Source organism: Chitinophaga sp. (genome assembly GCF_036569185.1).
GTDB lineage: Bacteria > Bacteroidota > Bacteroidia > Chitinophagales > Chitinophagaceae > Chitinophaga.
The window spans coordinates 14,272-30,992 of the sequence record NZ_DATCRD010000288.1 but is presented as its reverse complement, the minus strand read 5'-3'; the positions used below and the strand labels follow the sequence as shown (position 1 = coordinate 30,992).

The window sequence follows — 16,721 nt, the reverse complement described above, 5'->3', positions numbered from 1 at the left end:
TTTATTACGTAGTATTCGTTATTATCGTATGCTGCCTCGATTATAGCTATAGTTAACCTTTCAAGGATTAATGTTTCAGGTATGGCTAGTTCCGGGTTACCACCATCAAAAATACATTTATTTATTCATATTCAGCAGTCATTTCTAATTTAGCTAACCGTTATGTTTAGATTTATTCAACAGTAACCAATATTTTTATCTTGATTCAACTAAGTGCTTGACAAAGCGTTTGGTTTTCTGTTGGAATATGATACAAGGGGCTTTTATTGTTTTGATAAGACGGTGATTAATGATTGCTGGATTATAGGTATTGTCTGAAGGCCAGTGCGAAGATGGCATTGATTATTGATAACAAGATAAAGGATATAAAAAAAATGCCGCAGGCTTTCACCCGCGGCACGCTATAAAAATTCCCCCCTCTAAATCAATACCCAGGGTTCTGCACCAGCTCCGGTGCATTCCGGTCTATCTCCGTTTGAGGAATAGGCCAGAAGTCATAGTTAGCTTTATATTTCGTTTTTACGGTAGGCTGTAATGGATTCGGTACAAAGCCATCCAGTTTCTGTACTGCAATGCCCCATCTCCTCAGGTCAAAATAGCGGAGGCCTTCCAGTGCAAATTCTACGCGTCTTTCATGCCGTATACGGGTACGCATATCCGCCTGTGATAACCCTGCCGGGAGATCGGGCATATTGCTACGGTTCCTCACCTGTTTGATAGCGGCATATACGGATGCATCGGGACCAACGGCTTCATTCTGCGCTTCGGCGTACATGAGCAGGATATCGGCATAGCGGAGCAGCACGAAGTCATTGTCGTCGATGGTGCCGTAATCCGGGTCCACCAGGCTGGGGTCCAGCCATTTCTTTACGGCATAATAACCGGCTGTCCAGCTGTCTTTGCCGGGAGTGGCTACGGCCAGCGCACCGGTGAAAGGCCATCCCTGGGCTTTGGTATCGCCGGGGAAGAAGAAGGTGAGGCGCATGCGCGGATCACGGTTTTCAAAGGGTTTTCCTTTAACGTATACGGCGGAAGAGGCAGTGTCTTTTCCATCTGCGGCTTCGTATTCGTTGATCAGGTCCTGTGTGCCTTGTTCCCCTTTCCAGCGTTGCAGGTTTACTGAAATTGCCACATCCTGGTGAAGCATATTCGGGCGCTGGTATTTCACGGAGAACATAATTTCTTTACTGTTACCCTGATCAGGTTTGTAAAAGTTGCCGGCATAATTAGCAAAGAGACTGAACTTGTTGGCGGTCATGATCTCTTTTGCCAGTGCGGCTGCTTCTGCATATTTTTTCTGGAAAAGCAGCACTCTTACCTTATAACCCTGTGCGGTAGCTTTTACGGCATGGCCATCTGCATAGCCGGCGTCGGGTAATGCGGCAATGGCAAGGTCCAGGTCTGCCAGCACCTGTTTTAAGACATCGGCCCGGTCTGATTTTGCACGGGTCGATTTATAATCTACCTTGAAAGGATCTTCTGTGATGATAATGGTATTGCCATACAACTGCGCCAGCCAGAAGTAATTAAAAGCCCGGAGGAAATAGGCTTCTCCCTTGTATTGGGTCAGCTTGTCGCCACTCAGTACTTTATCTACATTGGCGAGGAAAGAATTAGCCGCTGCTATTGCCTGGTAGCAGTTTGTATAGTAAGCGTATACAAAATCGCCGGATTGCGGGGTGATGCCGGAAGTAAGGGCGCTGAGGCCGCCGCCGTAGTTGTACTGGCCATAGGAATCGTCGGTGAAATTGTCCCAGGCAAAAACGGTGTACTGGGAAGTAGCGTATCCTCCGCTGCTGCTATACAGGTAATTATACAGGCCGGTGAGCGCTTTGTCTGCATCCTCGGGCGTTTCCCAGAAGAAAGAGGACGCCAGTTTATCCGGTGGCGTTACATCCAGCAGATCTTTGTTACATCCGCTGAAAAACATGAGGGCTGCACCTGTTATTATTAGTAAATATTGCTGATACTTTTTCATAACTGAATCTTTTAACAGAAAAAATTAAAACTGAACCATGGCGCCGAATGTGTATGTTTTGGTTTGCGGGTAGGTAACATAATTACCATCTCCTACACGTTCGGGGTCAAGACCGGGAAATTTGCTGATGGTAAACACATTTTCGGCGCTGAAGAATACCCTTAATGATTTTATGCTGGCCCTGGCAAGTGTTGCTGCTGGCAGATTATAGCCCAGTTGTACGTTACGCAACCGCAGGAAGGACGCATCTTTCAGGAAGTAAGTGGAAGCGTAGTTCTGTACCGGGGCATATCCATCGGCAACATAAATTTTAGGCATGGTAGTGCTGGGATGTTCAGGCGTCCAGCGGTTGCGCCAGTCGGTGGTAGGCACAGAGCCCTGACGGAATGGCTCTATTCCCCATCCGTTTACATATATTTTCTGTCCTTCGGATCCGTAAAGCTGCGCGCTGAAATCAAAGTTTTTCCAGGAAGCGCCGATATTGAAGGCATACTGGAAAGAAGGATATTTTCCTTTGGTATAGGTCCTGTCTTTGTCGTCGATGACGCCATCTCCATTTACATCTTTTATTTTCAGATCGCCGGGAGTGGCGTCTACAGGCTGTTTGGGCGATTTGGCAATTTCATCTGTACTTTGGAAAATGCCATCCCATTGATAAAGATAGTATTCATCCAGCGGGTGACCTTCTTCGCGGATGGTGGTATTGCTGATCTCCCGTTTACCAAATTCTTCCAGCACATTTTTGTACCGTTGGAAATTAGCTCCTACATACCAGGTAAAGTCTTTCCCGATCCGGTCGTTGTACTGCACATTGAATTCAAATCCTTTATTCCTCACGGCGCCGTTATTGATGATTGGTGCATTAAGCCCCAGCCACAGGGGAACCTGTGAGGTCCGCAGAATGTCAAAGGTATATTTGTTGAACCAATCGCCGGTGAAAGTAAGCCGGTTGTCAAAGGCGGTCAGGTTAAGACCAAAGTCCAGTACCCGGGTGGTTTCCCAGGTAAGAGTGGGATCTATGATCTGGCTGCCGGTGAAGCCGGTGGCGATGGAAGAACCAAAAGCATAGGGCCTGTTGTCGAGTGTAGACTGGTAAGGATAGGTGCCGATGTTCTGGTTACCTAACTGGCCCCAGGAGGCGCGTAATTTCAGGTCGTTGATCCAGGTAACCTTTTTCAGGAACGCTGCTTCTGAAGCGCGCCATGCACCGGAGAAGGAATAAAATAATCCCCAGCGGGTATCGGATGGCAGCCTGGAAGTACCGTCGTACCGCACGCTGGCGCCCAGGAGGTATTTATCTTTGTAATCATAATTGGCATTACCATAAAAAGAGCGGATGGCCCATTTGCCGGATGTACCGTTGTTGGTCTGTCCGTCTGCCGGTCCTGCATTAAGTTCTCTCAGGAAGTTGGTAGGGAACTGTGTACGGGTAGCGCCAAGTGTGTCTGCTTTATTCTGTTCCTGCTGGTAACCGGCGAGGGCCGACAGGTTATGTTCCCCGAATTTCTTTTTGTAGGTGAACTGGCTGTAATAAACAGTATATACATTACCCATGGTACCTACATTGAGCCCTGGTGTGCCCACATCCAATAATCCGGCGGGGCTCATATCGCTGAAATAAAAGGTAGGTACGGCAGGTCTGAAATCATTGTATTTATAATTGTCGTAGTTCATACCTGCACGGTTCTCCCATCTTAATCCATCTACGATGTCCACATCGAGCGACAGGTTACCCTGCGCGTAGTAATCGTTTGTCCTTATCCGTACATCTTCTTCCACAATAGCTACCGGATTCTTGTTACCCAGTTCATTGGAGTAACCTTTCTTAATCCATTTGCCATCGCTGGAAGGAGGGTAGAGGGGCGATTGGGCCAGCGCAGAAAGGAACATATCGCCGGCGCCGTTTTCAGGATACTTCCTGTCGGCATACCGCATCTGCACATTGGTGCCTATAGTCACTCTTTTATTAACGCGGGAGCTAAGGCCCAGGTCTAATGTATATTTTTTGTAGTCGAAGCCGATCAATACGCCAGGCTGCGTGCTGATACCCAGGCCCAGGCTGTAGGTGGTGTTGTCTTTACCGCCGCTCATATTCAGGTAGTGGTTCTGGGTGTAGGCGGTACGGAAAATATCATCCAGCCAGTTGTGATTGGGATATTTAACACGGTCGGTGGCATTCTGGTACAGGTCGATCTGCTGCTGGGTATAAAGCGGCGCCAGCCCGGAATTGGTTCTTGCTTCATTCGACAGCTGCATGTATTCTGCCGAGTTGGAAATAATATCAGGCAGTTTGGCTGCTTTTGAGATACCAAGGTTATACCCATAGGTGAGCGAGAAGCCGGTTTTTCCCTTTTTCGTTTTCACCACAATTACGCCATTGGCGCCGCGGGAGCCATAGATGGCTGCGGAAGCCGCATCTTTCAGCACGGAAATGGATTCTATATCATTTGGATTTAAAATGCTGAGGTTTCCAGGCAACCCATCTATTATTACGAGCGGATCATTACCTGCACCACTGAAAGTGCTGATACCACGGATGCGTAATTGTATGTTTTCATTGCCAGGCTCGCCGGAGCCCTGGGTAACCTGTAAGCCCGGCAACTGGCCCTGCAGGAGGGAAGTAGGGTTGGTAGCTACCCGTTTGTTAAGCTCCGCGCCGGAGATAGTGGCTACAGCGCTGGTCAGCTTATGTTTTTCCTGGGAGCCGTAACCTACTACTACCACTTCATTTAAACCGGATACGTCTTCTTTCAGGACTATGTTGAAAGAAGCCTGACCGGCAACAGGGATCTCCTGCTTCAGGTAACCGATGGCGGAAATCACCAGGGTGGCATTTTCCGGTACCTGCAGGGTGAACAATCCTTCGGCAGTAGTTAATGTGCCCGTGGTAGTACCTTTTACCTGTACCGTGATGTTGGGCATCGGGTGACCTTTTTCATCAACCACTTTTCCGGAGATCTTTTTTGTTTGTATCCGTTCACCGGCATTTTTAAATACCACCATACTGTTATCCAGGATGGTATAATGAAGCCCGCTTTTATGCGCTACTTCATCCAGCACCGCTTTTACATCGGCGTTCTCCATGGTAAGACTGATCCTGGGTGTTTTTTCTGTTTCGTTATTGCTGTAATAAAAAGTATAGCCTGTTTTTTTCTCAAGAGAGCGGAATACTTTTTCAATATCTGTATTGACGAAGGAAACGGATATCGTGTTTTGTGAGAATCCTGCTGCAGATGCCTGGAAAAACAGCAGGAACAATACACCGGTAAATTTGAGCATTAGAAATAATTTTCGTCCGTTATTAAGTAAGATAAACGTGGTTTGTTTCATTGCTTTTTTCATAACCTGGGTGGGACTTATTAAATCAGTAAATATAATCTTGTGGAGGTCCGTAGCGGATCTTTCCGGCATAACAAATCCTCTAGGGAGATCGCTCCCCGATGATGAACTTATTTTTCATAACTTTTGATTTACTTAATTGTCACGATATCATCCTGCATGGAATAATTGAATGGTTGAATATTCTGGAGTATCTCCAGTAGTTTTTCAATGGAAATATTGTCTGCACGCCCGGAAAATCTCAACATAGCAAGCTGTTGATCTTCTATAATTATTTTTACTCCATACCAGCGTTCGAGTCTTTGTGAAAGTGAAAGCAGCGTTTCATTGCGGAATATCAGCTGGTTGTTCATCCATGCGGTTTCCAGCACATGAATGGTATCGGCAGGTGAAATGACCGACAATGGCTGGCGCTCAATCCTTGTTCCGGCTTCGCCGGTAGATATACTGCTTTTCTTAACAGGCCCTCCGGATGTTTTGTGAAGCACCACCTTCTGGTTGGGCGTAATTTTCATGACCTTATGTTCTTCCGGTACAGTTACTTCCACGGCCCCCGAAATAACGGCGGTTTCTTCAAAATCTTCATCTTTATACGACCGCACATTAAACGAGGTACCCAGTACCCGGATGTCCATTTTTTGTGCATGGATAATAAAAGGCCGGTTGGGCGCCTGTTTTATATCGAAGTAAGCTTCGCCGCTCAGGTAAACCTCCCTTTGGGCTTTATCCAGTTTTTCCGGGTATCTTAAGGTGCTCCCGGCATTCAGCCATATAATACTGCCGTCCGACAACCGGATCTTTGTTTTCATGCCGGCATCGGTGGATACTATTTTGTAACGGTGGTGTTGCTGCGACAGGTAAATGAAGGTGAGCCCGGCAGTTATTGCTATCATGATGATGGCGATGGATACCTGGTATTTATAGGCATGCAGGAACTTCTTCCGGGGGATATTCCCCTTGGAAAGCGGCTCGCCGCCCGCTGTGGAGATAGTTCCCAGTACTTTATCCATCAGCGCATCCGTGTCTTCCTCTTCACCGGGAGGAAGTGTTTTGTGAAAAGACAGCTGGTCCAGCTGTCCCGTCCGGAGCCAGTCCCCTGGATGCTCCAGCAAAAGTTCCTCCAGTTCGGCTTTTTCTTCCGTGGAAATTTCGCCGCTCCATTGCAGCGCCAGTAATTCCCATAATCGATTGGTCATTTACGAAGTATGATTTCAGTTGATTCCCTAATAAGACAACGTAGAAAAGGAAAACAATTAAGCGTACAGAAAAAAAATCAGGAGTAGGAATATTGAAGGGAAGTGCCCAGTGCAGCCCATATTTTTTTCAGGGCAAGGGTCATCTGTACATTCACGGTGGCTTTGGAAAGGTCAAGTAAGGTGGCCACCTGTTCATAGGTAAGCCCATCTTCTTTTACAAGGATAAAAATCTGGCGGCAGCGGGGTGGTAAGGAGCGGATAGCAGTGTTTATTTCCAGGAGCCGTTCTTTGCTGATCATCAGGTCCTGCGGGTTTTGGGGAGATACCCTGCTCACCTGGATTTCCCATTCATTATAATGTGAAAGGCGCCTGCCGCTGCGTTTCAGGTAATTAAGCGCCGTGTTCTTTACTGCTTTGAAAAGATAGTAACGTACATCACCGGGAGCGCTTGTTTGCTGTCGTTGCTGCCATATTTTGATAAATACATCGGCCACAATTTCTTCTGCCTCGGCTTCATTACCCGCAATACTGCCCGCAAAATACTTCAGGGAAGGAGTGAACTCTTTCATCATTTGTTTAAATAATGAAAGATCTCCAGTTGGCCAAAAAGATGTATAATCCGGATTTTGATTGCTCATAGTAATGACAAAAACCAAGTTAAAGTAACTTTTTGATAGTTACAGCATGCAGTATTACCCAATTTTGATGTTATATTATCCATTCACAATACCGGAAGGCCTTCCCTCAATAAAACCGGTCACATTTTCAAAGGCTTTCCCAAAATAAAGCTCATAGCTGTTTTTCTCCACATAGCCCAGATGCGGGGTACAGATCACGTTGCGCATATTGAGGTAGTCATACTCCACATTGTACACTGGTTCCTCTTCATATACATCGAGGCCGGCAAACCCGGGGCGGCCATTCCGCAGACTTTGAAGCAAAGCGCCTTTTTCAATAAGTTCTGCCCGGGAAGTATTGATAAGCACAGAGGAAGGTTTCATCAGGCCAAGGTCCGCAGCTTTTACAATGCCGGCGGTAGCTTCGTTTAAACGCAGGTGCAGGGAAACAACATCTGCCTCCCGGAAGAAATCCTCTTTGGTGGCGGCTTTGCTAAAGCCGTCCTTTACAGCGTTTTCCCTGGATGCCTCGCTGCCCCATATCATTACCCTGGCGCCAAAAGCTTTGGCATACCCAGCCACCATTTTACCGATTTTTCCATACCCCCAGATGCCAATGGTTTTCCCGTGAACAGTACTGCCGATATTGACTTGCCATTGCCCGTTCTTCATGCCTTCAATGGCCTGTGGTATCTGGCGCAGCGTATTCATGATCAGTATCCAGGTGAGCTCTGCAGGCGCTATGGGAGAGCCAATGCCTTCGGCCACGGCTACATTATGCCTGGCGCAGGCGGCAAGGTCAATGTGTGAGGATACTTTCCCTGTTTGGCTGATCAGCTTCAGCTTAGGTAACAGGGAGAGCAGCTCTTCATTGATCCGGGTTCTTTCCCTGGTAAGCACTATCACTTCCACATCACTTAAAAATGCGGCCAGCTTGGCGGGTTCTTTCTCCGTATGGTGCAGTACTACCACATCTTGTCCGGCTAACAGTTTGAAGCAATCCAGGCTCCTGATGATATCCTGGTAGTCGTCGAGAATGGCAATTTTCATGTTGGAGGGTTTACTTATAGCCTAAGGTACAAATAAATGCGGTCACCCTTTGGATCACTTATTCTTCAGCAGCCGGTTATTGACTATTTTCTCCAGCAGCTCTTCTTTCTGGTATTTGCTGATAGGTACTTCATGGGCGCCCATATGCAATACATTGCCTTCAATAGCGCTGATATGGTTGATATTAACGAGGTAGGATTTATGTGGTTGCAGGAATTGCCTGGCCGGTAATAGCTCCTGTACTGATTTCAGCGTAGCATGGGTGATCATTTTTTTATCTCCCGTATAAATAGCTACATAATTACCCAGGGCCTCTGCAAATAAAATATCCTCGAATAATACTTTCTCCAGCTTGTTGTCGGTTTTAATAAAACAGTAGGGTGGTTCTTTGCCGGCCTGCCGGGAGGAGAAATAATCGAATGCTTTGTTGGCGGCTTTGAGGAAGCGGTCGAATGAAATGGGTTTGATGAGATAATCCAGTACATCCAGCTCAAAGCCTTGTATGGCGTATTGTTCGTATGCAGTGGTGAAGATCACCTTTGGCGGGTTGGGATAGCTTTTAAGGAACTCGATACCGGTAATGTAAGGCATTTCAATATCGAGGAACAGCAGGTCTGCCGGTTGTTGTTTGAGCAGGGTATTCAGCTGTATGGCATCTTCGCAAACAGCGGTTACGTGCAGGAAAGGCGTTTTCTCCGCATAGCGTTGTAAGCCTTCCGCAGCCAAAGGTTCATCATCGGTGATAATACAGCGTATCGTTAATTGATCCATTATCTGGTAGGCAGTTTTAATTCCGCCAGGAAACTTTTTTCTTTTACCTGGGCAGTAAATGAGTGTTTGCCGGGATACAGCAGTTCCAGTCTTCTTTTCAGGTTGTCCAATCCTATGCCTCCCTTTGCTTCGAAGCTGATCTTATCCGGTATGGAGTTTTCTACCTGGAAAGCTATTTCATTATCCTGTTTTTTCAGGCAGATGTGAATCCGGAAATCACCTCCTGCATATTTAAAGGCATTTTCCACCAGCGGCAGGAACAGCAGCGGGTATACCTGTTCATCATGCAGGGCTTCATCCAAATGTACCTCCAGTTGAAGGCGGCGTGAGGACCTGATCTTTTGCAGGGCAATAAAGTTCTGCAGGTATTGTATTTCGTTGGCTACGCTCACCATTTGCTGCTGATCGTATAACTGGTAGCGCAGCAGTTCTGAAAAACGCTCCACTGTTTTCTTGGCAGCCTGCACGTCTATATCCATCTGGAAATATATGGTGTTTAGCGCATTAAACAAAAAATGCGGATGGTATTGCGCCCGCAGGAATTTCAGTTCCGTTTGCAGCTGGTCGTTGGTGATTTTTTCCAGCTGCAAACGGTTATTGATATATGCCTGCAAAAAAGCATTGCTCCTGCGGACGCCATAGTATATAAAACAATACAGTAAAGGGATCACGTTGATATCGACCAGGTCGAACAACTGAAGACCATTATCTGTAAAGGCAGCCATCGGTGTGAGAACGGCGTTTTGTACCAGTTGATTGATGATGAAAATATACAACAGCTCTTTCAGGATGATCTTATAGGAGAAGCCGGATTCATTTTTTTTATCAAAATACCGGAACAACCAGTTGAAGATCCCGATCAAAAGGTAACCCATTAGTATGGCTGTCACCATTTCAAAGGCGTTCAACGACAGCGGCCGGTACCAGAATTTCATTTCCGTAACACTGTCCGTTAACAGGCGGATGGTAAAGTATACCAGCAGGCCATATATCGGGGGAAAGAAATATTTCCAGAATATTTTCATCATAACTGATTCATTAGGCCATTCCCGGTTGTACCGGTATTAATTCTTCTTCTTTTGTAGCGCCGCGTTTTTCTCCTTTTGCCATTGGCTTCATACCAAACAGGAAACGCATAATGGCAAAGGGCCTGATAAACAAATGGAAGATGAATATACTGATTAAAAAAGTAACGGTCACGGTAAAGGTGTATTTCAGTCCTACGCCATCCGGCACGGTTACAAGATAGTAAGTAAGGATCACAATCACCGTTTGATGCAGGATATAAAAAGGGTACACCGCCTGGTTGGCATAGGCCAGTATGGGACGGGGCTTGTTCAGGTATTTTTTTGCATAACCCACAATAGCGAGCACCCACATCCACGCGGTGATACCGCCCAGCGCCATATATACGTAGGTAAAAGGCATGTACCTGAAATTATCGTTGAAGATCCAGGGCTCCAGTTTATTCCAGCGCAGGTAGTTGATGATGAGAAGCCCCGTGAATGCGATGGTAAGTGAAAGCCGGCGGTTCCGTTCCAGGCTGTCCATGAACAGTGGATTGGCAATGCAGATAAATCCGGCCAGTACATAAAACAGCCAGTAGAAGAAATAGCCGTAATCGTGCACCAGGTCGCCTGTTTGCCGGAACCACACCAGCAGGAAGGTGTGCACCAGGGTACCGGGGATAATCAGCAGGTAGATGTATTGCTTATTGCCGATCCAATTGAGCTTTTGCAACAGCTTTTTCCCGTTGCCGGAGATCAGCCATACAAAGAAAGGCGCAAAAAGGATGTCGTATACCAGCAGGTAGGCAATGAACCACAGGTGATGCCAGCTCATATTGCCGTGGGGATATACGCCGGTGGTAAACATATGGGTGTAGAAATCGGCGTAGTTGCCTTTGAAGCCCTGTGTGAGGCGCTCCATGTACACTTGCGGAGGAACAATAACCAGTATGCCCACCAGCAGGGGAACGAACAGCCGCCTGAAACGGAGGCCAATAAACCCGCCGCCGGTATTCCGCTGCAACATAAAGTAACTTACCGTTCCGGAGATAAAGAACAGGAGGGGCATACGGAAGCGATGTAGGAAGTCGTTCATTTCCAGCAGGGCATTGCTGGTTTCTTTATTTTTTATATGCCATCCCCATTCAGGGATATAGGGCATGGCAGAGTGGAAGAACAGCACGCCTATGATGGCAATAATGCGGAGCCAGTCTAAATATGCCTGCCGTGAAGATGATGTTGGTTGCATAGCTGATTGTTTTATGCAAACCTATCTTCCCGGCTCTTTTTAAGGAAACATATTTGACGTGTGGACAGTTTTTGGTGTTGAAAAGATTATTATGGGAGAGATGGGTATTAGATAAAGTTTGATAGCTTTACGGATATGTCCGTAAAACCAATCGTCAGTCAATCGTATCGTCTTGAGAAATTCCCTGTTAAAGGGGGATGGACCTTTGCGCGTATTCCCGAAATAACTCCGGATAAAGTGAAAGCCTTTGGCCTGGTGAGAGTGAAAGGATTTATAGATGATTTCGAGATCAAAAAATGCCACCTGATGCCGCTGGGCAACGGTATATTGTTCCTCCCGGTAAAAGCGGAGATCAGGAAGAAGATAAAGAAGAAAGTAGGCGACCGGGTAAAGATCGTTTTGTTCCGGGATGATGATCCAATGGATATACCGGAAGAACTAAAGATCTGCCTGGAAGACGAGCCAGGCGCAAACCGTTTCTTCCAGTCGCTTTCAGAAAGTGAGCAGCGGTTTTATATCAACTGGATCTTCAGCGCCAAAAGAGAGGAAACAAAAGTAAGCCGTATGACAAAAGCCATTATCCGGTTGTCGAGGGGCTTGAAGATGTATCAGCGGGAGGAGGAGTGAACCGGGTAAACAACACTATAACCTGAGGCGGCCATGACCCGCGGAAGAGGAGCGTTTACCAGGCTCAAACAACAGAGATGCCTGTTTGGGGTGGATTTTTCAGCTTCTTCAATACAATGTTGGAATTGTAGGAAAACGGGAAGGTTAAAGTATCTTTGATCACCGGCGCCTCAACGCGTAACCGGTTACTTTTATGAGTATCATCCTGTCGCCAGGTAATTATTTTGGAAAAGAACAACAGGTGGGGGAGAATGCCTCTTTCCGGCTGAACATTACGGCCTACCAGCCGGATGCGCAGATCGGTGTGCATCATCATGAAAACGCGTATCTCAGTTTGCTGATCAGCGGCAGTTATGAAGAAGTGAGCCGGAAAACAGACAGCGCTGTTATTCCCGGTGAAGTGCTTTTCCGCCCTGCGGGATACTCTCATGCCAATCATTTCCAGTCATCCGGCGGCCGCTGCCTGAATATAGAGTTTAAGCCAAACGGACTGCAGGAGCTGGAGCTGGATCATCTGCTGCCGCAAACGGCAACGATCTATAAAACGGGTACCTTCGATTACCTGTACCGGTTGTTGTACGCATTTGTGCAGGACCCGGAAGGCGCGCTCCCGGAAGAGCATATGATCAGCTGGTTGCTGGAATATGAAGAGAGGAAACTGCCGGAACGCCTGCCCTGGCTGCCAAAAGTAAAAGACATCCTGGAAAACGAGTTTGATACCCATCATACCATCCGTTCGCTGGCCGCGCGGGTGTTTGTACATCCTATTTACCTGGCCCGTGCTTTTAAGGAAAGGGAGGGCGTTACGCCCGGCGAATACCAGTTAAAGATGCGGGTAAGGAAAGCCATGATGCTGCTGTTCACCACGCAGTTGCCGGTAGCCGATATTGCTTTTTCCGCCGGCTTTTCAGATGCTTCCCACCTGGTAAAGTGTTTCCGGTTATTTTATAACGCTACTCCGCATAAATTCAGGGCCCTGCTAAAAAGTTAATCCGGTACCATTTTTTTGATGGGACCGGCTGTTACTTTGTATAAAAAAAGTATGCGCCGTTTGATCGTTCTTTTATATCTGTTAGTACCGGCATTGTTACCAGCCCAGCGTAAACTCGATTACCGGCTGCAGGTTACCACCAACCCGGCAAAGCAATCATTTTTTGTGCAGGGCGGATTTACTTTTGATACAGAAGCCGCTGCGGCCGACTCAGTAGATATTGTGATCAGCCAGGGCGCAGGCCCGGCAACGCTGCAGCTACAGGGCATTGCAGCCGTAATGGATACCATCCGTAAATCTACCGGCGATATCATTTACCGCTGGCACTTCCGTTCTCCGCTGCCGGCAGGTACGCCTTTACATTTCACCTTCGCCTATGAACGGGGCGGCGCACCGGCCTTCCAGTTTTACCTGGATAGTACCTTTTGTATGGCAGGCGGTTATGGCGCTGCATGGTACCCGCAGGTGACCGATGGCGCAGGTAATCATACCCGCGGTACCGGGGTTATCACCGTTACCACATCCGCAGGGATGATGCCAGTGATGGCTTCCAGCACGGTTACCGCCAGGGGCAATACTTATACTTTTCATTATGCACAGCCGGATATCTTCTCCCTTTATATTGGCCGGTACACACGGCAGGAGTACAAAGCGCAACGGTCCTTTTATACTTACAGCCTGAGCAAGGGAGTGGATGGAATTGACCTGAGCCGCAAATCCGCTGCAGTGCTGGATTACCTGTCTTCCCAGTTCGGACCCCTGAACATTCCCAACTTTTCTATCATTGAATATCCTGATTACGTAGCGGAGATAACCGGTATCGGCGGCGCCAGTATCTTAGGTGGAGTGGCTATGCCTACCGGGGCGTTGCGCCAGTTCAACTACGCGCTCTTTGGTCATGAAATAGGGCACCAGTGGTGGGGCAACAAGGTATTGGCTGCCGGTAGCAAAGGAGAGTCTATGCTGTCGGAAGGACTGGCCCAATACGGTTCTTTGCAGGTAGTGAGCCATTTCGACAGCGCTCATGCGATGACGTACAGGCGTACGGGTTATCCGGGTTATATCAGCGACCAGTGCGGACTTGGCTATCTCCAGAATGCAGCGGCGGGCAATGATGAACCGTTGGTGGCGCTCACCGGCAACAATGGGCATACGATAGGCGACAGCAAAGGCTTTCTTGCCCTGGAGCTGTTGTCTGCGATTGTGGGCAAACAGGCTTTCCATAAAGCGCTGCGCACTATCGGCGATCAATACAGCAGCAATGGCGTTAGCTGGGAAAATTTCCAGGCGGAAGTAGAGAAGGCGCATGGCAGCAGCCTGCAATGGTTTTACCGGCAGTGGTTTGAGCGCACCGGGGCTCCTTCCTGGCAAAGCAGCTGGGAACAACAGCAGGATAAGCTGCAGCTCAGCATCACGCAAAAAGACAGTATCTACCAGCTTCCGCTGGAAGTGCTGATCACGTACAGCAACGGAACCACAACGCTGCAGCACATCAATATCGGTGACCGCAACAACCGCTTACAACTGCCGGTAAAGGGAACGGTAACAAACGTACAGGTAGATCCTTATTTTAAAGTGCTGCACTGGGATGAAGCGCTGACACCAGCGGCGCTTGCCCAGGCTAAAGTAGTGAAGGTGCTGAACCTGCGCAGGCAGCAGAAAAATGATGAAGCAATGCAGCTGGCACAGTCGTACCTGGAAGAAGGGTTCCCGGACGATCACTACGGGGTCGAATATACGTTGTTATACCAGATGGGCCGTATTGCCGCTATGCAGCATAAGGACAAAGAGGCCCTGGCATATTATCAGCGCGCTTTGCAATGTGTATCGCGTGCGCCGGACCTGCTGGCCTATACTTATTACCGGATTGCTCAGCTGGCAGCCGCGCAGCATGATGATGCGCTGATGCGGTGGGCGGCGACCAATGCTGTGAAGGCCGATGCAGGAAATCAGTCAGAAGGGATGGCCGAAAAAGTAGCAGCGCTGTTATCGTCTGTAGTGGCGAAAACCCCGTAACGGGCGCTATAAAAAGCGCTGCCGGATCAGTTCCATAAATGCCGGCCTGAACTTTTCACTCAGCGGAATCCGTTTGCCGGCAATGAACAGGTGATTGTCCTGGATCTTATCGATTTGGGTGGTGTTCACAATATAGGAATTGTGCACCCTGATAAATGGAGGCGACAGCTGTTCCGCGATATCTTTCAGGCGCTTGTATACCAGTATGGCTTCCCGCACCGTTACTACCCGCACGTATTCTTTCTCTCCTTCAAAGTACAGCAACTCAGAGAGTTTCACCTGTTGCAGCGTTTTACCGGTTTTTATAAAATAATAACCGGGAGATGATTCCGGAACAGTGACCTCCTGTGCACGGGAATGCATAAACGTTGTTTCTATTTTCTGCCGGGCAGCCAGGAAACGCTTGAGTGTAATGGGTTTGAGCAGGTAGTCGATCGTCTGGAAATTATAACTGGCAGCGGCGTATTCCGTATACGCGGTGGTGAACACAATTTTTGTTTCCGGTGGCAGCAGGGCAGCCAGTTCCATGCCATCCAGCCGGGGCATATTGATATCAAGGAAAACCAGGTCGGCTTTGTTATTTTTCAGGAAGTTCAGCGCTTCCAGTGCGTCGTAGCATTTGGCCAGCAGTTGCCAGTCCGTCGTTTGCCGGATATGCAGTTCCAGCAGGTTTACCGCGTTGGGCTCATCGTCAACAATGATACATTTCAGGCTCATAACGGAACGGATAGTAATGCGGTGAAGTAATTGCCTGACCTGCCGGTTTGCAGCGTGAAGTTGCTGCCATACAGCAGGGTAAGGCGTTTCCGGAGGTTGTCGATCCCCGATCCCCCCGGATGCTTATGTACCGGTTGCTCCGGTAAACTGTTCCGTGTAGTGAAAAGCAGGGTGTTTTCCTGTTTCACCAGCGAAATATCAATATGGTTCTGCATACTGGTTTTATCGATCCCATGTTTGAAAATATTTTCTACAAAAGTCATCAGCAGCATCGGTGGAATACTGCACCCACCCGGCACTTCACTGGTAAATTGCAGGTCGATGCCATGCCTGATGCGGATACGCTCCAGGGCGATATAATTTTCCAGGAACTTTATTTCCGTGGAGATGTCTACCTGGTCCTTCGGGCTTTCATCCACAAAATACCGCATAATATCCGACAGCCTTTCTATCAGGGCGGCAGTACGCGGCGCTTCCCGGTAGGCTTCGTAATAAATGTTGTTCAGCGTATTAAACAGGAAATGGGGCTGCACCTGTGATTTAAGAAGATTGAGCTCCGTTTTTGTATTCTGTATTACCAGTGCGGCTGCCTGCGCCTTCAGCTCAAAATAAACGATCGCCATTCTCAGGATAAAGCTCATCAGGAACAGGAGCGGAATGCCTGTGAGGTAACGGAGTATTATATCAGTGGTAATGGGCTCAGGGCGGGGGGCGAACCAGGTGTTGTAGATCCAGGTGAGGAGGAAGCCCCTGGCCAGTCCTGCCGCCAGCAGGAACAACGCCACCGTAATAACGTATATCCATATACGCCCTTTCAGGTAAAACCGGGGATACAGCCAGCTGATATTGCCGTAAATCACCAGGGCATAAAAGAGGGCGTTGAGCAATGAAAAAACAGCGGCCTGCCAGAAGCTATCTTCCGGCAGCATAGTAAAGAACATCATTAAAAAAACAACCACCCAGAGTATCCATTGCACTTTAGTGGCTGTCGTCATACGGTTTATCAGTTGCATGCCCCAATTTACGAAGGTTTTGTACTCGTCCGCAGGTGACGCTGTATTATTCAATAAATGCCGGCAAAAATTCAACCGTTGGACAGGTTGTTTCAACAGATGCCGGATTCCATCTTCACAGGAACAAACAGGCAGATGATTAAAAAGAGA

13 protein-coding genes are annotated in these 16,721 nt (G+C 47.9%); 3 read left to right on the top strand and 10 right to left on the bottom strand.

Annotated features, from left to right (window positions below; genetic code table 11):
* Positions 1 to 424 precede the first annotated feature (424 nt).
* The 8 genes from VIM72_RS22460 to VIM72_RS22425 all read right to left on the bottom strand — a co-directional run bounded on the left by VIM72_RS22460 (position 425) and on the right by VIM72_RS22425 (position 11,207).
* Entirely contained in the window at positions 425 to 1,978 is a 1,554-nt protein-coding gene (locus VIM72_RS22460) for a RagB/SusD family nutrient uptake outer membrane protein (RefSeq protein ID WP_332005060.1), read from the bottom strand.
* A gap of 24 nt (positions 1,979 to 2,002) precedes the next feature.
* The gene (locus tag VIM72_RS22455; RefSeq protein ID WP_332005059.1) at positions 2,003 to 5,257 is read right to left on the bottom strand and encodes a TonB-dependent receptor; all 3,255 of its coding nucleotides are present in this window, start codon (positions 5,255 to 5,257) and stop codon (positions 2,003 to 2,005) included.
* Between the two features lie 191 nt (positions 5,258 to 5,448).
* Positions 5,449 to 6,513, bottom strand: a complete 1,065-nt coding sequence (locus VIM72_RS22450) for a FecR family protein (RefSeq protein WP_332005058.1) — start codon at positions 6,511 to 6,513, stop codon at positions 5,449 to 5,451.
* Between the two features lie 77 nt (positions 6,514 to 6,590).
* Positions 6,591 to 7,085 (bottom strand): RNA polymerase sigma-70 factor, encoded by a 495-nt coding sequence (locus VIM72_RS22445; RefSeq protein ID WP_332005057.1) that lies wholly within the window; start codon positions 7,083 to 7,085, stop codon positions 6,591 to 6,593.
* 141 nt (positions 7,086 to 7,226) lie between these two features.
* Positions 7,227 to 8,180 carry a D-2-hydroxyacid dehydrogenase family protein gene (locus VIM72_RS22440; RefSeq protein ID WP_332005056.1) on the bottom strand — a complete coding sequence of 318 codons (954 nt, stop codon included), beginning with the start codon at positions 8,178 to 8,180 and terminating at the stop codon, positions 7,227 to 7,229.
* A gap of 54 nt (positions 8,181 to 8,234) precedes the next feature.
* Entirely contained in the window at positions 8,235 to 8,951 is a 717-nt protein-coding gene (locus VIM72_RS22435; RefSeq protein WP_332005055.1) for a LytTR family DNA-binding domain-containing protein, read from the bottom strand.
* A complete protein-coding gene (locus VIM72_RS22430; RefSeq protein ID WP_332005054.1) occupies positions 8,951 to 9,979 on the bottom strand; it encodes a sensor histidine kinase in 1,029 nt (342 codons plus the stop codon). Before VIM72_RS22430 ends, VIM72_RS22435 begins: the two co-directional genes overlap by 1 nt.
* 10 nt (positions 9,980 to 9,989) lie before the next feature.
* Positions 9,990 to 11,207 carry an acyltransferase family protein gene (locus VIM72_RS22425; RefSeq protein ID WP_332005053.1) on the bottom strand — a complete coding sequence of 406 codons (1,218 nt, stop codon included), beginning with the start codon at positions 11,205 to 11,207 and terminating at the stop codon, positions 9,990 to 9,992.
* Between the two features lie 135 nt (positions 11,208 to 11,342).
* Here VIM72_RS22425 and VIM72_RS22420 point away from each other — a divergent pair, with 135 nt between their 5' ends.
* From VIM72_RS22420 to VIM72_RS22410, 3 genes are all read left to right on the top strand, one after another.
* Positions 11,343 to 11,834: a YdeI/OmpD-associated family protein gene (locus VIM72_RS22420; protein WP_332005052.1), complete on the top strand. Its 492-nt coding sequence runs from the start codon at positions 11,343 to 11,345 to the stop codon at positions 11,832 to 11,834.
* Positions 11,835 to 12,027: 193 nt separating this feature from the next.
* Positions 12,028 to 12,825 carry a helix-turn-helix transcriptional regulator gene (locus VIM72_RS22415; protein ID WP_332005051.1) on the top strand — a complete coding sequence of 266 codons (798 nt, stop codon included), beginning with the start codon at positions 12,028 to 12,030 and terminating at the stop codon, positions 12,823 to 12,825.
* A gap of 60 nt (positions 12,826 to 12,885) precedes the next feature.
* Positions 12,886 to 14,841 carry a M1 family aminopeptidase gene (locus VIM72_RS22410; protein WP_332005050.1) on the top strand — a complete coding sequence of 652 codons (1,956 nt, stop codon included), beginning with the start codon at positions 12,886 to 12,888 and terminating at the stop codon, positions 14,839 to 14,841.
* A gap of 6 nt (positions 14,842 to 14,847) precedes the next feature.
* Here VIM72_RS22410 and VIM72_RS22405 read toward each other — a convergent pair whose 3' ends face one another.
* Positions 14,848 to 15,558 (bottom strand): LytTR family DNA-binding domain-containing protein, encoded by a 711-nt coding sequence (locus VIM72_RS22405; protein WP_332005049.1) that lies wholly within the window; start codon positions 15,556 to 15,558, stop codon positions 14,848 to 14,850.
* Positions 15,555 to 16,571, bottom strand: coding sequence for a sensor histidine kinase (locus VIM72_RS22400; protein ID WP_332005048.1), 1,017 nt, complete (start codon positions 16,569 to 16,571; stop codon positions 15,555 to 15,557). The genes VIM72_RS22405 and VIM72_RS22400 overlap by 4 nt, the downstream gene beginning before the upstream one ends.
* Between the last annotated feature and the right edge of the window lie 150 nt (positions 16,572 to 16,721).

Excerpts from the sequence above, each read along its gene's own strand:
- VIM72_RS22460 (WP_332005060.1), bottom strand. The coding sequence starts at position 1,978 with ATGAAAAAGTATCAGCAATATTTACTAATAATAACAGGTGCAGCCCTC.
- VIM72_RS22455 (WP_332005059.1), bottom strand. The coding sequence starts at position 5,257 with ATGCTCAAATTTACCGGTGTATTGTTCCTGCTGTTTTTCCAGGCATCT.
- VIM72_RS22450 (WP_332005058.1), bottom strand. The coding sequence starts at position 6,513 with ATGACCAATCGATTATGGGAATTACTGGCGCTGCAATGGAGCGGCGAA.
- VIM72_RS22445 (WP_332005057.1), bottom strand. The coding sequence starts at position 7,085 with ATGATGAAAGAGTTCACTCCTTCCCTGAAGTATTTTGCGGGCAGTATT.
- VIM72_RS22440 (WP_332005056.1), bottom strand. The coding sequence starts at position 8,180 with ATGAAAATTGCCATTCTCGACGACTACCAGGATATCATCAGGAGCCTG.
- VIM72_RS22435 (WP_332005055.1), bottom strand. The coding sequence starts at position 8,951 with ATGGATCAATTAACGATACGCTGTATTATCACCGATGATGAACCTTTG.
- VIM72_RS22430 (WP_332005054.1), bottom strand. The coding sequence starts at position 9,979 with ATGATGAAAATATTCTGGAAATATTTCTTTCCCCCGATATATGGCCTG.
- VIM72_RS22425 (WP_332005053.1), bottom strand. The coding sequence starts at position 11,207 with ATGCAACCAACATCATCTTCACGGCAGGCATATTTAGACTGGCTCCGC.
- VIM72_RS22420 (WP_332005052.1), top strand. The coding sequence starts at position 11,343 with ATGTCCGTAAAACCAATCGTCAGTCAATCGTATCGTCTTGAGAAATTC.
- VIM72_RS22415 (WP_332005051.1), top strand. The coding sequence starts at position 12,028 with ATGAGTATCATCCTGTCGCCAGGTAATTATTTTGGAAAAGAACAACAG.
- VIM72_RS22405 (WP_332005049.1), bottom strand. The coding sequence starts at position 15,558 with ATGAGCCTGAAATGTATCATTGTTGACGATGAGCCCAACGCGGTAAAC.
- VIM72_RS22400 (WP_332005048.1), bottom strand. The coding sequence starts at position 16,571 with ATGCAACTGATAAACCGTATGACGACAGCCACTAAAGTGCAATGGATA.